This window comes from Promicromonospora sp. NPDC057488, from assembly GCF_042802395.1.
In the GTDB taxonomy this organism is placed as follows: Bacteria; Actinomycetota; Actinomycetes; order Actinomycetales; family Cellulomonadaceae; genus Promicromonospora.
Genome location: NZ_JBHVEG010000018.1, coordinates 1 through 14,239, shown reverse-complemented (window position 1 = coordinate 14,239; position 14,239 = coordinate 1). Strand labels below are relative to the sequence as shown.

General features: G+C 70.7%; 13 protein-coding genes. 7 read left to right on the top strand and 6 right to left on the bottom strand.

What is annotated here, in order from left to right:
• Nucleotides 1-3: 3 nt before the first annotated feature.
• The 5 genes from ACFU5G_RS05860 to pknB are packed head-to-tail and all read left to right on the top strand — an operon-like array spanning nt 4 to nt 8,370.
• The gene (locus tag ACFU5G_RS05860; protein WP_377241720.1) at nt 4-1,527 is read left to right on the top strand and encodes a PP2C family protein-serine/threonine phosphatase; all 1,524 of its coding nucleotides are present in this window, start codon (nt 4-6) and stop codon (nt 1,525-1,527) included.
• Nucleotides 1,524-3,014 carry an FtsW/RodA/SpoVE family cell cycle protein gene (locus ACFU5G_RS05855; protein ID WP_377241718.1) on the top strand — a complete coding sequence of 497 codons (1,491 nt, stop codon included), beginning with the start codon at nt 1,524-1,526 and terminating at the stop codon, nt 3,012-3,014. Before ACFU5G_RS05860 ends, ACFU5G_RS05855 begins: the two co-directional genes overlap by 4 nt.
• Nucleotides 3,011-4,540 carry a peptidoglycan D,D-transpeptidase FtsI family protein gene (locus tag ACFU5G_RS05850; protein WP_377241716.1) on the top strand — a complete coding sequence of 510 codons (1,530 nt, stop codon included), beginning with the start codon at nt 3,011-3,013 and terminating at the stop codon, nt 4,538-4,540. Before ACFU5G_RS05855 ends, ACFU5G_RS05850 begins: the two co-directional genes overlap by 4 nt.
• Nucleotides 4,537-6,354 (top strand): protein kinase, encoded by a 1,818-nt coding sequence (locus ACFU5G_RS05845; protein WP_377241714.1) that lies wholly within the window; start codon nt 4,537-4,539, stop codon nt 6,352-6,354. The genes ACFU5G_RS05850 and ACFU5G_RS05845 overlap by 4 nt, the downstream gene beginning before the upstream one ends.
• Complete coding sequence (pknB, locus tag ACFU5G_RS05840) at nt 6,355-8,370, top strand: Stk1 family PASTA domain-containing Ser/Thr kinase (RefSeq protein WP_377241712.1); 2,016 nt, start codon at nt 6,355-6,357, stop codon at nt 8,368-8,370. It abuts the gene before it with no gap.
• Nucleotides 8,371-8,428: 58 nt separating this feature from the next.
• Here the strand turns inward: pknB and ACFU5G_RS05835 are convergent, their stop codons facing one another.
• The 4 genes from ACFU5G_RS05835 to ACFU5G_RS05820 are packed head-to-tail and all read right to left on the bottom strand — an operon-like array spanning nt 8,429 to nt 10,934.
• Nucleotides 8,429-9,106, bottom strand: coding sequence for an anthranilate synthase component II (locus ACFU5G_RS05835; RefSeq protein WP_377241710.1), 678 nt, complete (start codon nt 9,104-9,106; stop codon nt 8,429-8,431).
• A 24-nt stretch (nt 9,107-9,130) separates the two neighbouring features.
• Nucleotides 9,131-9,289, bottom strand: a complete 159-nt coding sequence (locus tag ACFU5G_RS05830) for a hypothetical protein (RefSeq protein WP_020017313.1) — start codon at nt 9,287-9,289, stop codon at nt 9,131-9,133.
• Entirely contained in the window at nt 9,289-10,122 is an 834-nt protein-coding gene (locus ACFU5G_RS05825; RefSeq protein WP_377241708.1) for a class E sortase, read from the bottom strand. Before ACFU5G_RS05825 ends, ACFU5G_RS05830 begins: the two co-directional genes overlap by 1 nt.
• Nucleotides 10,119-10,934, bottom strand: a complete 816-nt coding sequence (locus ACFU5G_RS05820; protein ID WP_377241706.1) for a DUF881 domain-containing protein — start codon at nt 10,932-10,934, stop codon at nt 10,119-10,121. Before ACFU5G_RS05820 ends, ACFU5G_RS05825 begins: the two co-directional genes overlap by 4 nt.
• A 144-nt stretch (nt 10,935-11,078) precedes the next feature.
• On the opposite strand from ACFU5G_RS05820, the gene ACFU5G_RS05815 reads away from it, so the two are divergent.
• A complete protein-coding gene (locus ACFU5G_RS05815; protein ID WP_020017316.1) occupies nt 11,079-11,351 on the top strand; it encodes a cell division protein CrgA in 273 nt (90 codons plus the stop codon).
• 122 nt (nt 11,352-11,473) lie between these two features.
• On the opposite strand, the gene ACFU5G_RS05810 is transcribed toward ACFU5G_RS05815, so the two are convergent.
• Nucleotides 11,474-12,352 carry a rhomboid family intramembrane serine protease gene (locus tag ACFU5G_RS05810; RefSeq protein WP_377241704.1) on the bottom strand — a complete coding sequence of 293 codons (879 nt, stop codon included), beginning with the start codon at nt 12,350-12,352 and terminating at the stop codon, nt 11,474-11,476.
• An 82-nt stretch (nt 12,353-12,434) separates the two neighbouring features.
• Nucleotides 12,435-12,974, bottom strand: coding sequence for a peptidylprolyl isomerase (locus tag ACFU5G_RS05805; protein WP_020017318.1), 540 nt, complete (start codon nt 12,972-12,974; stop codon nt 12,435-12,437).
• Nucleotides 12,975-13,096: 122 nt separating this feature from the next.
• Here ACFU5G_RS05805 and ACFU5G_RS05800 point away from each other — a divergent pair, with 122 nt between their 5' ends.
• On the top strand, nt 13,097-14,098 hold the full coding sequence (locus ACFU5G_RS05800; RefSeq protein WP_377241702.1) for a hypothetical protein: 1,002 nt from the start codon (nt 13,097-13,099) through the stop codon (nt 14,096-14,098).
• The last annotated feature ends 141 nt before the right edge of the window (nt 14,099-14,239 follow it).

Below are 14,239 nucleotides of genomic sequence, written 5' to 3'. Positions count from 1 at the left end.
CACGTGACCGTGACCTTGCGGTATGCCGCGCGCTCCGACGTCGGCCTCGTCCGCTCCAACAACCAGGACTCCGCGTACGCGGGGCCCAACCTCCTCGTCGTGGCCGACGGGATGGGCGGGCACGCCGGCGGCGACGTCGCGTCCGCCCTGACCATCGCGGCCCTCGTGGGCCTGGACCGGCCCGACCACAGCTCCGAGCAGTCGATGTCCGAGCTCGAGCGCACGATCGACCGTGCCCGGCAGGACCTCGTCGACGCCACCACGGCCGACCCCGACCTGGCCGGCATGGGCACGACCGTCACCGCGCTGCTCAAGTCCGGCAACACGCTCGCGATGGCCCACCTGGGCGACTCGCGCGCCTACCTGCTGCGCGACGGCACCCTGGCGCAGGTCACGGTGGACCACACCTTCGTGCAGCACCTGGTCGACACCGGCCGGATCACCCCGGACGAGGCCGAGAGCCACCCGCAGCGCAACGTCGTCATGCGGGTCCTCGGCGACTTCGACCTGGACCTCACGCCCGACCTCTCGATCCGCGAGGCGGTGCCCGGCGACCGCTGGATGCTGTGCTCCGACGGTCTGTCCGGCTTCGTGCCGGACGACGAGGTCGCCGAGGTCCTCAACACCGTTCCCGAGCCCTACGACGCCGTCGAGCGTCTGGTCTCGATGGCCATGCGCTCGGGCAGCACCGACAACATCACCGTCGTCGTCGCGGACGTGCTGGACGACGCCGCCGCGGCGAGCACCACCGCCACGGTCACCCCGGAGATCGTCGGCTCGGCCGCTCTCGCGGGTGTGACCGCCACGGGCGGCGGCACGCCCTCCGCGAGTGCCGCGCCCCACTCCGACATCGACGGCGACACCGTGACCGGCTTCAGCCGGGGCGGCGCGGTGCCCGGCGGACAGCCGGCTCCGGCGCCCGTGGCGGTGGGCGTGCTGACGGACCCCACGGCCCCGGAAAATCTCGCCGACACGCTCGAGCAGGCCATGATCGCGGGCGGCTCCGACGAGGAGCAGTACCAGCCCGACATCCAGCCGGACGACGGCGAGACCGAGGAGTCCGGCGAGGAGACGCCGGTGCGCAAGAAGCGCGCCTGGCTGACCGTGGTCAGCGTGCTCCTGCTGGTCGTGGGCCTGGGCCTGGCTGGCTGGGGCGGCTACCGCTGGACCCAGATGCAGTACTACGTGGGTGAGTCCGACGGTCAGGTCGCGGTATTCCGCGGCATCCCGGCCACGGCGGGCCCCCTTACCTTCTCCACCGCGGTCGAGCTCACGGGCACCCGCGTCGACGAGCTGCCCGCATTCGTCGCCGACCGGGTGAACGAGACCATCCGCGCCAACTCTCTCGAGGACGCGCGCGGCCGCGCCGAGCGGCTGATCTCCGAGGCCACCCCGGAGACGGAGCCGTCGGCCTCGCCGACGCCGTCGTCCACGCCGACGCCGACCACGAGCGAGGAGCCGGCCGCCGGCTCGTCGCCCAGGTCCACGCCGGACGCGTCGCCCAAGAGCACCGGGGGCAATGGATGAGCATCCTCCAGCCCGAGGAGAAGGCCCCGGCCCGTGTGGCGGAGGCGGTGCTGCTCGTCGTCGCGCTCGCGCTCGGTATGGGCGGCATGTGGATGGTGGGCTACTCGCTCGAGGACGGCCTGCCCGAGGGCTTCTGGACGTACTCGATCGTCCTGACCGCGCTGGCGTTCACCATGCACATCGTGCTGCGCCTGCGTGCGCCGTACGCCGACCAGGTGATCCTGCCCGCGGTGGTGCTGCTGAACAGCGTCAGCATGGCGATGATCCTGCGGCAGGACCTGGTCGGCATCGACGGCGCGAACGCGTCCCGGCACCTGATGTGGACGGCGCTGGGCATCATCGTGGCGGCTGTCGCCCTCTTCGTGATCCGCGACCACCGCAGCATGCGCCGCCTGACCTACACGGCGATGATCGTCGGCATCGTGCTGGTGGTCCTGCCCCTGATCCCGGGGCTGGGCAAGGAGATCAACGGCGCCCAGATCTGGATCTTCATCGGTCCGTTCTCCCTGCAGCCCGCCGAGTTCGCCAAGATCGCGTTCGCCGTGTTCTTCGCGGGCTACCTGGTCGCGAACCGCGACACCCTTGCCCTGGCCGGCAAGAAGTTCCTGGGCCTGCAGCTGCCCCGCCTGCGCGACCTTGGCCCCATCCTCATCGTCTGGGCCGTGTCGCTGGCGGTCCTCATCGGCGAGAAGGACCTCGGTACCTCGCTGCTGTTCTTCGGCCTGTTCGTCGGCATGCTGTACCTCGCCACGGACCGCGTGGGCTGGATCGTCATCGGCCTCGTGATGTTCGCCGGCGGCGCCGTCGTGGCCTGGTCCATCTTCAGCCACGTCCAGCTCCGCGTGAACATCTGGCTGGACGCGCTCAATCCCGATCTCATCGAAGGGCCGTCCTTCCAGCTGGTCCAGGGCCTGTTCGCCATGGCCTACGGCGGCATGTTCGGCGCCGGCTGGGGCGGCGGCTACCCCGAGTACGTGCCGTTCGCCTTCTCCGACTTCATCTACGCCGCCCTGGGCGAGGAGCTCGGCCTCACCGGCCTGCTCGCGATCCTGCTGATCTACCTGGTGATCGTGCAGCGCGGCCTGCGGCACGCGGTGGGCGTACGGGACGGCTTCGGCAAGCTGCTCGCCGGCGGCCTCGCGTTCGTGATGGCCCTGCAGCTCTTCGTCGTGGTGGGCGGCATCACCCGCCTCATCCCGCTCACAGGCCTGACCCTGCCGTTCATGGCGCAGGGCGGATCCTCCCTGCTCGCGAACTGGATTGTCATCGCCCTCATGCTGCGTATCTCCGACGCCGCCCGCCGCCCCTCGGCCCTGCCCACCCGCGGCGCGCTGGCCGAGCCGGCGCCCGCAGCCGTCTCCAACGGTGGTGCCATCGAGGTGGGTGGCCCCGGCGCGCAACCGGTGCAGGCGGAGACCGAGGCCGGCGCCGGCCGCAACTCGACACCTGACGACGCGACCCAGATCGTCCGGGGGGTAGACCTGTGAACGCGACCCTGCGCCGCCTGTCGACCGTCGTCATGGTGATGTTCCTGGCCCTGATGGTCTCGACCACCTGGATCCAGTTCGTCTCGGCGGAGAGCCTGAACGACCATCCCCGCAACGTGCGCGGCACCTACAGCTCGCTCTCCCGCGACCGCGGCCCCATCGTGGTCAAGGGCGGGGAGGCGATCGCCACCTCCGTCCCCGTGGACGACAACTACAAGTACCAGCGCACCTACTCGGACGGCGACGCCGATGCCGCCCGCGTGTACGCGCCGATCACCGGCTACTACTCCGTCGTCGGCACGATCAGCGGCATGGAGCGGTACGCGAACAGCTACCTGGCGGGCGAGGACGACTCGCTGTGGCTCGACCGGCTGCAGAACCTCATCACCGGTGAGGAGGCGCAGGGTTCCTCGGTCGAGCTGACCATCGACCCCAAGGTCCAGAAGGCCGCCTGGGACGCCCTCGGGGACTACACCGGTGCCGCGGTCGCCATCGACCCGAAGACCGGCGCCATCCTCGCGATGGTCTCCAAGCCGTCGTACGACCCGAACCCGCTCGCCTCGCACGACAACGATGCGGCTACGGCGGCCGCGACGAAGGCCATCAACGCCAAGCCGCAGGTCAACTCCGAGGACAACGAGGAGCGGTACAGCGTCTACGGGCCGACGATCAACCGCACGATCAACGCCACGTTCCCGCCGGGATCGACGTTCAAGCTGCTCACGGCGGCCGCGGCCATGGAGTACGACGGCGTGACCCCGGACACGAAGATCCCGGCGCCGAACACGTACACCCTGCCGGGCACCTCGACGGACGTGGGGAACTTCGGCGGCTTCCCGTGCGCCGGCTCGCAGCAGATGACGCTCCTGGAGGCGCTGGAGATCTCCTGCAACACCGCGTTCCTCAACCTGGCCGACGAGGTCGGCAAGGACGGCATGCAGAAGATGTTCCAGGAGTTCGGGTTCACCGACTCGATCGAGGTCCCGATGACCACCTCGATCGGCGCCTACCCTGGCCTGATCGGGGGCGAGGACGACGACGACTCGGCCGCTCGCATCGCGCTCTCCGGCATCGGCCAGGGCAGCGTCCGCATGACGCCGCTCCAGGTCGCCATGATCTCGGCCGCCATCGCGAACGACGGCGACCTCATGGAGCCGTACCTCATCCAGAGCGTGCGGGACAGCGACCTCGAGCTCGTGAGCCAGACCAAGCCGAGCCGCTACAAGAGCCCGTTCTCGTCGTCCACGGCCGACGGGCTGACCAAGATGATGGAGGCCGTGGTCAACAACGGCTCGGGCAAGGGGGCGCAGATCCCCGGCGTGGCAGTGGCCGGCAAGACCGGCACGGCGCAGGACGATCCGCGGTCGCCCTCCCTGTGGTTCACCTCGTTCGCCCCGGCCGACGACCCGCAGGTCGCGGTGGCGGTGGTCCTGGAGAACGAGGGCCAGTCCACCAACGAGACCACGGGTGGCGCCCTCGCCAGCCCGATCGCCAAGCAGATCATGCAGGCGGCGATCTCGAAATGAGACCGGTCGAGGGTCTGTCGCTGGGCGATCGCTACAAGCTGGTGCGGCGCATCGCCATGGGCGGCATGGGCGAGGTCTGGGTAGCGCGCGACGAGAAGCTCGCGCGCGAGATCGCCGTGAAGGTGCTCCGTGAGGAGTACACGGGCAACGAGGACTTCCTCCGTCGCCTGCGCACGGAGGCCCGGAACTCGTCGACCCTCGTGCACCCGAACATCGCGCAGATGTTCGACTACGGCGAGGAGAACGGCGCCGGCTACCTCGTCATGGAGCTGGTCCTGGGCGAGCCCCTCGCCGACCTGCTCGAGCGGGAGCCGGTGCTCCAGCCCGCCCGGCTGCTGCCGATCCTGGCGCAGACGGCGCGCGGGCTGCACGCCGCGCACCTCGCCGGCGTCGTGCACCGTGACGTCAAGCCCGGCAACATCCTGCTGGAGCACTCCGGCACGGTGAAGATCACCGACTTCGGCGTCTCGGTGGCGCAGAACCAGGTGCCCATGACGGCCACGGGCATGGTCATGGGCACGGCGCAGTACCTGTCGCCGGAGCAGGCCGTGGGCCAGTCGGCCACGGGTGCCTCGGACATCTACGCGCTCGGCGTGGTCGCGTACGAGGCGACCGCGGGCCGACGCCCCTTCACCGGCCGGACGCCGGTCGACATCGCGATCGCGCACGTCAACGCCCCGATGCCGCTGCTCCCGACCTCGGTGCACCCCGGGCTCGCCGAGACCATCACGCAGATGCTGGAGAAGGACCCGGCCCAGCGCATCGCCTCGGCCGACCAGCTCGCGCGGCACCTCGACGTGCTCGCCGCGGAGATCGCCGAGGACCCGTTCGGCAGCTCGCGCTACGCGCGGCGCACGCGCCGGGACAGCCAGAACTCCGGCGGGCAGCGCTCTGCCAACGGCCGGTCCTCCGCGCCGCAGCCCGGTCCCTCGCACGCCCGCGGCCGCCAGACGCCCTTCGGCCCGACCAGCGGCGGGCGGCACACGACCGTGGCAAATGCCCAGTCCGCGCCGCCCCAGCCGGCGCCCGGTCCGGCGGCGCCGCCCAGCACCTACAGCCCGGGCACGCCGGCCGGCGGCTACGGCTCGGGCGCGCAGTCGGGCGGCTACGGCACGGGTACCCCGGCCGGCGGCTACGGCTCCGGCCCCTTCGGCTCGGGCTCGTACGGCTCGGACTCGGCCGGGTACGGCACGACGTCCGGCGCCTACGGGACCGACGCCTACGGCCGCCCCTACGCACCAGGTCAGGGCGGCGCCCCGGCGGGCGGTCCCGGTTCAGGGGCGTACGGCACGGACTCCGCCGGGTACGGCACGGACTCCGCGGGCTACGGCACCACGTCGGGCTCCTACGGGTCGGACGCCTACGGCCGCCCGACAGCGCCCGGCTACGTACCACCGCCGGCGGCCGGGAACGGCACCGCGCGCTCCTATCCGTCGCGCCGCGACCTGCACTCGACACGCCAGGACGGGCGAAGGGTCCCCCAGCAGGGCCGCTCGGGAGGGCACCCTGGTAAGGGACGGCGCAGCCTGTCGTCCGACATCCAGGGCTGGGTGAACGGGATCGAGGATCGTCTGGGGGTGCGTGTGTCCTGGCCACTGGTCGCGCTCGTCGCGCTGCTGCTCGTGGTCCTCGTCATCACGCTGATCACCGGGGGCGGCAACGACGGCGCTCTGGGGGAGCCGTGGGGTTCCTCCGAAATCTACGCTGAAACGCTGAATCCCCCGGCAGCGGCCGGACTGGCCGCTTCTGGGATGATGCTCCTCAACGAGTCGTATGCCCTGAGGCCGACGGCCATGACATCAAAGGACCTATGAGTGGTGGAGAACACGCCCCGCGTACTCGCCGGCCGTTATGAGGTCGGCGAGCTCGTCGGCCGTGGCGGCATGGCCGAGGTGCACATCGGCCACGACACCCGCCTCGGGCGTACCGTCGCGATCAAGGTGCTCCGTTCCGACCTGGCACGCGACCCGTCGTTCCTCACGCGCTTCCGGCGTGAGGCGCAGTCGGCTGCCGCGCTGAACCACCCCGCCGTCGTCGCCGTGTACGACACCGGCGAGGACATCCACCAGAACGCCGCCGGCGAGGACGTGCACGTGCCGTTCATCGTCATGGAGTACGTCGAGGGACACACGGTCCGCGACATCCTGACCGACGGCTCGGCCGTGCCGATCGAGGAGGCCGTGGAGATCACGGTCGGCGTGCTGAGCGCGCTGGAGTACTCCCACCACGCGGGCATCGTGCACCGCGACATCAAGCCCGCGAACGTGATGATCACGCCCACGGGCGCGGTCAAGGTGATGGACTTCGGCATCGCCCGGGCCATGGCCGACTCCGCCGCGACCATGACGCAGACGAACGCCGTGATCGGCACCGCGCAGTACCTCTCCCCGGAGCAGGCGCGCGGCGAGCAGGTGGACACGCGGTCCGACCTGTACTCCACCGGCTGCATGCTGTTCGAGCTGCTCACGGGGCGCCCGCCGTTCCAGGGCGACTCGCCGGTCGCCGTCGCCTACCAGCACGTGGGCCAGGAGCCGCAGCGGCCGTCGGAGGTCGCCACCGACGTCCCCGAGGTGCTCGACCGCATCACCCTCAAGGCCCTCACCAAGGACCGCGACCACCGGTACAGCACGGCGGCGGAGTTCCGCCGCGACCTGGAGGCCGCGATGCGCGGCGGCCAGGTCACCGCACCCATGGTCGGCGCCGCGATGATGGGCGCGACCCAGGTAGGGGGCCAGCCCGCGTACGGGGCCACGCAGGTCATGACGCCGGGCCAGGGCAACTGGGGTCAGACGACGGCGCAGCAGAGCCCCGTCACGCCGGGCAACGGCTACCCGGGCCCGCAGACCCGCAGCGGCCAGCGCGAGCCCGAGAAGAAGAGCAAGGCGCTGATGTGGTGGCTGCTCGGGATCGCCCTGGCGGCGGTCGCGGCCATCGTCATCGCCATGGTCATCAACGGCGGCGGCGAGGAGGAGCCGACGGCGGTCGCCGTGCCCAGCATCGCGGAGGGCATCACCGCGGACGAGGCGAAGGCGCAGATCGAGGCCGCCGGCCTGACGTTCCAGCAGGCCATCGACGAGGACTCCGACCTCGACCAGGGCATGACCACCGGCAAGACCGACCCGGGTGTAGGCACGGAGGTCGAGCCCGACTCGACCGTCACCGTGTACGTCGCGGGCGCCCCGGGCGAGGTCAACATGCCCGCGCTGAAGAACCTGTCCGAGGCCGACGCCAGGGCCAAGCTCGAGGAGCTGAACCTCACGGTCAGCGGCACCGAGACGGAGAACAGCGCGGACGTCAGCCAGGGCCAGGTCACCAAGAGCGAGCCGAGCGCCGGTCAGCCCGTGCAGGAGGGGTCGGACGTCGTCCTGTACCTCTCGACCGGCCAGGTCACCGTTCCCGACCTCACCGGCCAGTCGCGTGAGGCCGCCGAGCAGCAGCTCAAGGCCATCGGTCTGAGCTACGAGTTCAAGGAAGAGCCGAGCGAGAACGTCTCCGAGGGGCTGGTGGTGCGCACCGACCCCAAGGGTGACGTCGACCAGAGGTCCTTCGTCACCGTCTACCTCGCCAGCGCTCCGGAGCCCAAGGAGACCACGGTCCCGGCGGATCTCCGGGGCAAGACGCTCGAGGAGGCGCAGGTCGCGTGCACCGGCGTGCAGATCACCTGCGACAAGACCTCCGAGGAACCCTCGGACATCTTCCCGGCGGGCCAGGTCATCAGCTCCGACCCGGAGCCCGGTTCCACCGTGGACATCGGCGCGTACATCAACCTCGTGATCTCGACCGGCCCGGAGGGCGGCGGCGAGGGCGACGGCGAGGACATCATCCCGTAAGGCGCGCGGCCCTGACCGGTCTCCCGGTCAGGGCCGCAGCACCACATGGCGTCGCAGGTCAGGAGATGACCAGCGGCGCCATTCCCGTTGCCCGCTCGACGGCGCCGTCGAGCCCGCACATCTCGAGCCAGTTGGCCAGCAGCCGGTGCCCGCCCTCGGTGAGCACCGACTCGGGGTGGAACTGGACGCCGTGCAGCGGCAGCTCGCGGTGCTGCAGCCCCATGATGATGCCCGAGTCGGTGGTGCCGGTGACCTCGAGCTCGGCCGGGACGCTGTCCGGCGTCACCGCCAGCGAGTGGTAGCGCGTCGCGGTGAACGGCGTGGGCAGGCCGGCGAGCACGCTCGGCTGCGCCAGGTCGCCGGCCGCCGCGAACACCTGGCTCGTCTTGCCGTGCATGAGCTCGGGTGCGTGCGTTACATTGCCGCCGAACACCTCGGCCAGCGCCTGGTGGCCGAGGCACACGCCGAGCATCGGGGTACGGGACCGGGCACAGGCGCGGATCACGTCCTCAGAGGCCCCGGCCTCCGCCGGCGTACCCGGCCCGGGGGAGACGAGCACGCCGTCATAGGGCACGGGCGCGCCGTCGTCGCCGTCGTACCAGTAGCGGCCGTCGGCGTCGGGCGATGGCACGGCGTCGTTCCGGACCACCACGGTCCGGGCGCCGATCTGGTCGAGGTAGCCGACGATCGTGTAGACGAACGAGTCGTAGTTGTCGACGACGAGGATGCGCGTCATGGCCACATGCTACGGCCCGGACCGCTACTCGCCCACGGTCGTGTCGTTGAACGGCATGTAGTCGCTCAGCCACGGGAAGAACTGGGTGAAGCACACCGCGATCACGCCGAACGCCAGCACGAGGCAGACCAGGAACTTGAACCAACCGGGGCCGGGGATGGCCCGCCACAGCAGCCCGTACATCAGCTGATCAGCTCCTTCGGCTTGCCCTCGCCCACGGGGGACCAGTACTCGAGCTCACCGTGCACGATGTACCGCTCGGTCGCGGAGAACATCGGGTGGCACGAGGTCAGCGTGATGAACCGCTTGGTGAGCTCGGGCATCGGCTCGTCCTTGGTGACACCCGGGACGGGCGCGATGACCTCGACGTTCTGCGGGTAGACGATCTTCGACTCGGTGACCTTGTACACGTACCAGGTGTCCTCGGTACGGACCACCAGGGCGTCGCCGTTCTTGAGCTCCGCGATCTGGTTGAACGGCTTGCCGTACGTGGTGCGGTGCGCGGCGAGAGCAAAGTTGCCCAGGTCGCCCGGCATCGCGGTGTCCACGTAGTGCCCGATGCCGATGGTGTCGAGCACCGTGGCCTTGTCCGTGCCCTCTGCGACCGGCTTGACGTAGTCGTCGCCGAACCGCGGGATGTACATCTGCGCGAACAGGGTGCCGGCCTCCGGCGGCTCCTCCATCACCGGCGGCGGCCCGTGGTTCTCGACGGCGGCCTTGGGGCCGGTCGGAGCGGCCTCCCAGTCCATGCCGGCGATGATCTCGCTCTGGGCGCGTGCGCCCTCGACGTCGGTCCACCAGAGCTGCCACACCACGAACAGCCCGAGCACCAGCCCCGCCGTCACGAGGAGCTCGCCCATCACGCCGATGAGCCAGGCGACAGGCCGCATGGGACCGCCCGACGACCGGGGTCGCCGGGCGTTGCGGGGCCCCATGCCGGACGGACCGCGCTGGTACGCGATGGGGAACACCTCCTGGGGCAGGGGCACGTTGTGACCGGCCTGCGCGTGGGTCATCCAAAGACCTCCGTACCATCGGGAACCGTCGCGTACTGCAGACCGCCGCCGTCATACGCGGGGAGGTCCAGGTGGTCGCTACGTCGCACGTCCCACCCCAGGTGTACCCAGTCCACGTACTCGAGGTACGTCTGCACACCCTCGGATCGGTCGAGCGACGCCTCCATCTTCGCCGGGTCTCCCACAGCCGTCACCTTGTACGGTGGTGAGAAGACCTTTCCGTGCAGCAGCAGGATGTTTCCGGAGCACCGGAACGCCGACGTCGACGTCACGCGCTCGCCCTGGAGGGTCATCGCCTCGGCGCCGCCGCTCCACAGCGCGTTGATCACGTGCTGGAGGTCCTGCTGGTGCACGACGAGGTCGTCCGGCTGCGGCTCCACGCCCCCCGGGCCCGCACCGACCGAGGTGGACGGGGCGTCGTCGAGGGTCACGGTCAGGCCGGCGCCCTGCACCGGCACGGTCCCGGAGACCACGCCCTCGCGCCGGCTCAGGTCGTCGTCGAGCGTCGGGACGGTGGTGCCGGCGCGGGCGCTCAACGTCTCGATCTCGCGGTCCAGCACGGCGCTGCGGTCGGTGAGGTCCTGGACCCGGTCGGTCTCCGTGTCCACGAGCTGCGCCAGGTCCTGCGGGTCGCGGTTGCCCGCGCCGCCGCCGTCGGCCAGGCGGGCGCTGGCGCTGAACATGAGGCCGGCCAGCACGGCGACGGCACCCACGCTCAGCCAGGAGCGCCAGCGCGCGTGCGTGAGTGCACCAAGGAAGCCTCCCGCGCCGCCCTTGGGCGACGGCACGGAGGTCGGCTCAGGTCCGGTCACACGCGTCCCTCCTGCAACATTCGACAAACCCGCGGACGCGTCTGGTCACGACTCGGGCTGTCGACCACTACGCTAGTCCACGAGCAAGCAGACGTCGGCTCGGCACACCCGTCGGGCAGACCCCCCAGGACAGGAGCCCGCCTCGTGCCCGAGTCGAAGTCCCGCAACAAGAAGAAGGCCACGCCCAAGGCCGCCAAGGCCGAGGCCAAGGTCGCGCTGCCCGGTGAGGCGGTCAACCCGCGTTGGCTCGCCCCCGTCATGGTCGGCCTCATGGTCCTCGGTCTCGCGTGGATCGTGACGTACTACCTGACGAGCGCCGACCTCGCGCTGCCGATCCCGCCGATCGGCCAGTGGAACCTTGCGGTCGGCTTCGGCCTGATCATCGTGGGTTTCGGACTCACCACGCGCTGGCGCTGAACACAGCGGCTCCGCGGCCGCACAGAGGCGGCCGCGGAGCTGTGTACCCATTTATCCACAGCTGTGGGTAAAGCTGGGGAAAAGAGAGCGGTGATACACCGCCAGCTGCTCCGTCCGCCTGTTCACAGGAGGCCGACGGAGCTGTAGCGCCACACCGCGAGACCGATGAGCACGGCGATGCCGACCACCGGGACCAGCCAGCCGACGAGGTCGCGGCGCTCCTTGGGCGCGTACGCGTAGGCGGTCGCCACGAGCGCACCGGTGACGAGGCCGCCGAGGTGCGCCTGCCACGCGATGTTCGGCACCCAGAACCCGATGGCGCCGTTGATCGCGAGCAGGACGAGCACCTGACCCATGCTGCGGCCGAGCCTGCGCATGACCGGGAGCATGGCCCCGAACAGGCCGAAAACCATCCCGGACGCGCCCACGACGGGCGTGAACCAGGCGCCCGACGTCGACGGGTCGCCCGCGAGGAGCAGCACGCCGACCGAGCCGCCCACGGCGGACAGCAGGCACAGGATGACGAACCGCGCCCGGCCGAGCAGCGGCTCGAGGAACTGGCCGGTTATCCACAGCGCGTACATGTTGAACAGGATGTGCAGCGGCGACGTGGAGTGCAGGAACGACGCCGTGAGGAAGCGCCACGGCTCCATGGCGCCTTGCCAGGGCAAGAACCACAGCGCCTGCGTCCACACACCTCCCGTCACCAGCTGCAGCACCCAGCTCACCACGCAGATGCCGATGATCGTGAGCGTGACGACCGGCCGGCCGTTCGCCGTGGCGGTGGCCGTGCCGCCGAAGACCGTCCGGATGCGCGGTGCGGCGCGCTTCGACTCGCGGACGCAGTCGACGCACTGGATGCCGACCGCGGCCGGCCGCTGGCACTCGGGACACGTCGGCCGGCCACAGCGCTGGCAGCGCACGTAGGACACCCGGTCGGGGTGTCGCGGGCAGACGGGAGCCTCGGCCTCGGTCGGCTCCTCGGCGGCCGGGTCGTTCATCGCGATACGTCCTCAGTCCCCTCGGTCATCGGTGCTCAGGTCGTGCGGGTCCGGTCCGACGGCGCCGGCGCGCCCCCGTGGCTCAGGGCTCGATGGTGACGGACTCGATCGTGATGTCGTCGACGGGGCGGTCGCCGGGACGCGTACGCGTCTTGCCGACCTGGTCGACGACGGCACGCGACTCGTCGTCCGCGACCTTGCCGAAGATCGTGTGCTTGCCGTTCAGCCACGGGGTCTCCGCGGTGGTGAGGAAGAACTGGGATCCGTTGGTGCCCTCGATCTCGCCGGTGACCGGGTTCCGGCGCTTGCCGGCGTTGGCCATCGCGAGGATGTACTTCTCGTTGAACTGGAGCTCCGGGTGGATCTCGTCGTTGAACGTGTACCCCGGGCCGCCGGTTCCCGTCCCGAGCGGGCAGCCGCCCTGGATCATGAAGTCGTCGATGACGCGGTGGAAGATCAGGCCGTCGTAGAACGGGTCCTTGCGCTCCTCGCCCGTCCGCGGGTCCGTCCAGGCCTTCTCACCCGTCGCGAGGCCGACGAAGTTCTCGACAGTCTTGGGCGCGTGGTTCGGGAAGAGCTCGATGCGGATGTCACCGGAGGTGGTGTGCAGGATTGCGAACATGTATCAATCCTCCCACGGAGCGGCCCGCAGGTGCTGCAGCGGCGCCGCCCGCCCTCGCCAGTAACGTCAGGCGATGGCAGAGTGGCACCTTGAGGAGTATTGAACAGTTCGGGGGGAGTTACATGACCCGCAAGAAGGTGACCGACTACGTGGACACGAGCAAGATCGACACCGAGAAGGTCAAGGAGAAGGCCGCGGAGGCCACAGCTCTGCTTTCCGACGTCAGCTCCAAGGCCGCGACACAGGCCGGGTCGTTCGCGGCCCAGGCCAAGGACCGGGCCTCGAACGCGAAGGACTGGGCCCAGCCCCGCGTGCACGACTTCATCGCGTGGCTGACACCACGCGCGGAGAAGGCCTGGCAGGACAGCGTCCAGGCCGCCGCGCCCCAGGTCGAGAAGGCGGCCGGCAAGGCCGCGCCGCTCATCGACTCCGCACACGACAAGCTCGTGGACGACCTGCTCCCGAAGATGGTCTCCGCGTTCAACGCCGCTGCGGACAACGCCGCGGCAGCACAGGGCAAGGCCTCGCTCGCCGCGACCGTCACGGACGCGGCGGACAAGGCGAGCAAGAAGTCCCGGAAGGGCTGGCTCATCGCGCTGGCCGCAGGCGGCGCGGCCGTCGCGGGCTACGTGTTCTGGAAGCGCGCGCAGCCGCAGACCGACCCGTGGGCCGAGCCCTGGGAGCAGAGCTCGGGAGCGGACTACTCCGACGGCGCCGCCAAGCACTCCTCCGGCGCAGGTTCCGCCATGGCCAAGGGCCGCGAGGCCGGGGCCAAGGCCGCGCAGACGGCCAAGGACCTCGGTGCCCGGGCCTACTCGGCCGCGAGCCCCGCGTTCGAGGCGGCGAAGGAGAAGGCCGGCCCGGTGCTCGAGAAGGCCGCACCGGTGATCGACGCCGCCAAGGAGAAGGCCGCACCCGTGATCGACGCGGCCAGGTCGACGGCGCAGAAGGCCAGCAGCGCGGTGTCCGACGCCGCGCAGAAGGCCGGCATCAGCAGCTCCGACAGCGCTGCCGACGCACCGTCGGCAACCCCGGAGCCGGAGGACGCCGCGCCGACCCCGCCGGTCGTGGACGAGCCCGTCGTGGACAAGGTTCCGCCGGGGGAGAACAAGCAGGGGAGCTGACCTCAGGTCGCTGTCCGAACTCCAGGAGGGGCCCGCCGAGTCGGGCCGGCCCCCCCGTGGGGCGCGAACCCCCCGTGCCGGGCGGCAGCCCCCCCAACGCGGGGCGGCGCCCCCCCACCGGTGGAGCGGGGGGAAAACCAC

Excerpts from the sequence above, each read along its gene's own strand:
- ACFU5G_RS05855 (WP_377241718.1), top strand. The coding sequence starts at position 1,524 with ATGAGCATCCTCCAGCCCGAGGAGAAGGCCCCGGCCCGTGTGGCGGAG.
- ACFU5G_RS05830 (WP_020017313.1), bottom strand. The coding sequence starts at position 9,289 with ATGTACGGGCTGCTGTGGCGGGCCATCCCCGGCCCCGGTTGGTTCAAG.
- ACFU5G_RS05825 (WP_377241708.1), bottom strand. The coding sequence starts at position 10,122 with ATGACCCACGCGCAGGCCGGTCACAACGTGCCCCTGCCCCAGGAGGTG.
- ACFU5G_RS05810 (WP_377241704.1), bottom strand. The coding sequence starts at position 12,352 with ATGAACGACCCGGCCGCCGAGGAGCCGACCGAGGCCGAGGCTCCCGTC.
- ACFU5G_RS05845 (WP_377241714.1), top strand. The coding sequence starts at position 4,537 with ATGAGACCGGTCGAGGGTCTGTCGCTGGGCGATCGCTACAAGCTGGTG.
- ACFU5G_RS05835 (WP_377241710.1), bottom strand. The coding sequence starts at position 9,106 with ATGACGCGCATCCTCGTCGTCGACAACTACGACTCGTTCGTCTACACG.
- ACFU5G_RS05800 (WP_377241702.1), top strand. The coding sequence starts at position 13,097 with ATGACCCGCAAGAAGGTGACCGACTACGTGGACACGAGCAAGATCGAC.
- ACFU5G_RS05805 (WP_020017318.1), bottom strand. The coding sequence starts at position 12,974 with ATGTTCGCAATCCTGCACACCACCTCCGGTGACATCCGCATCGAGCTC.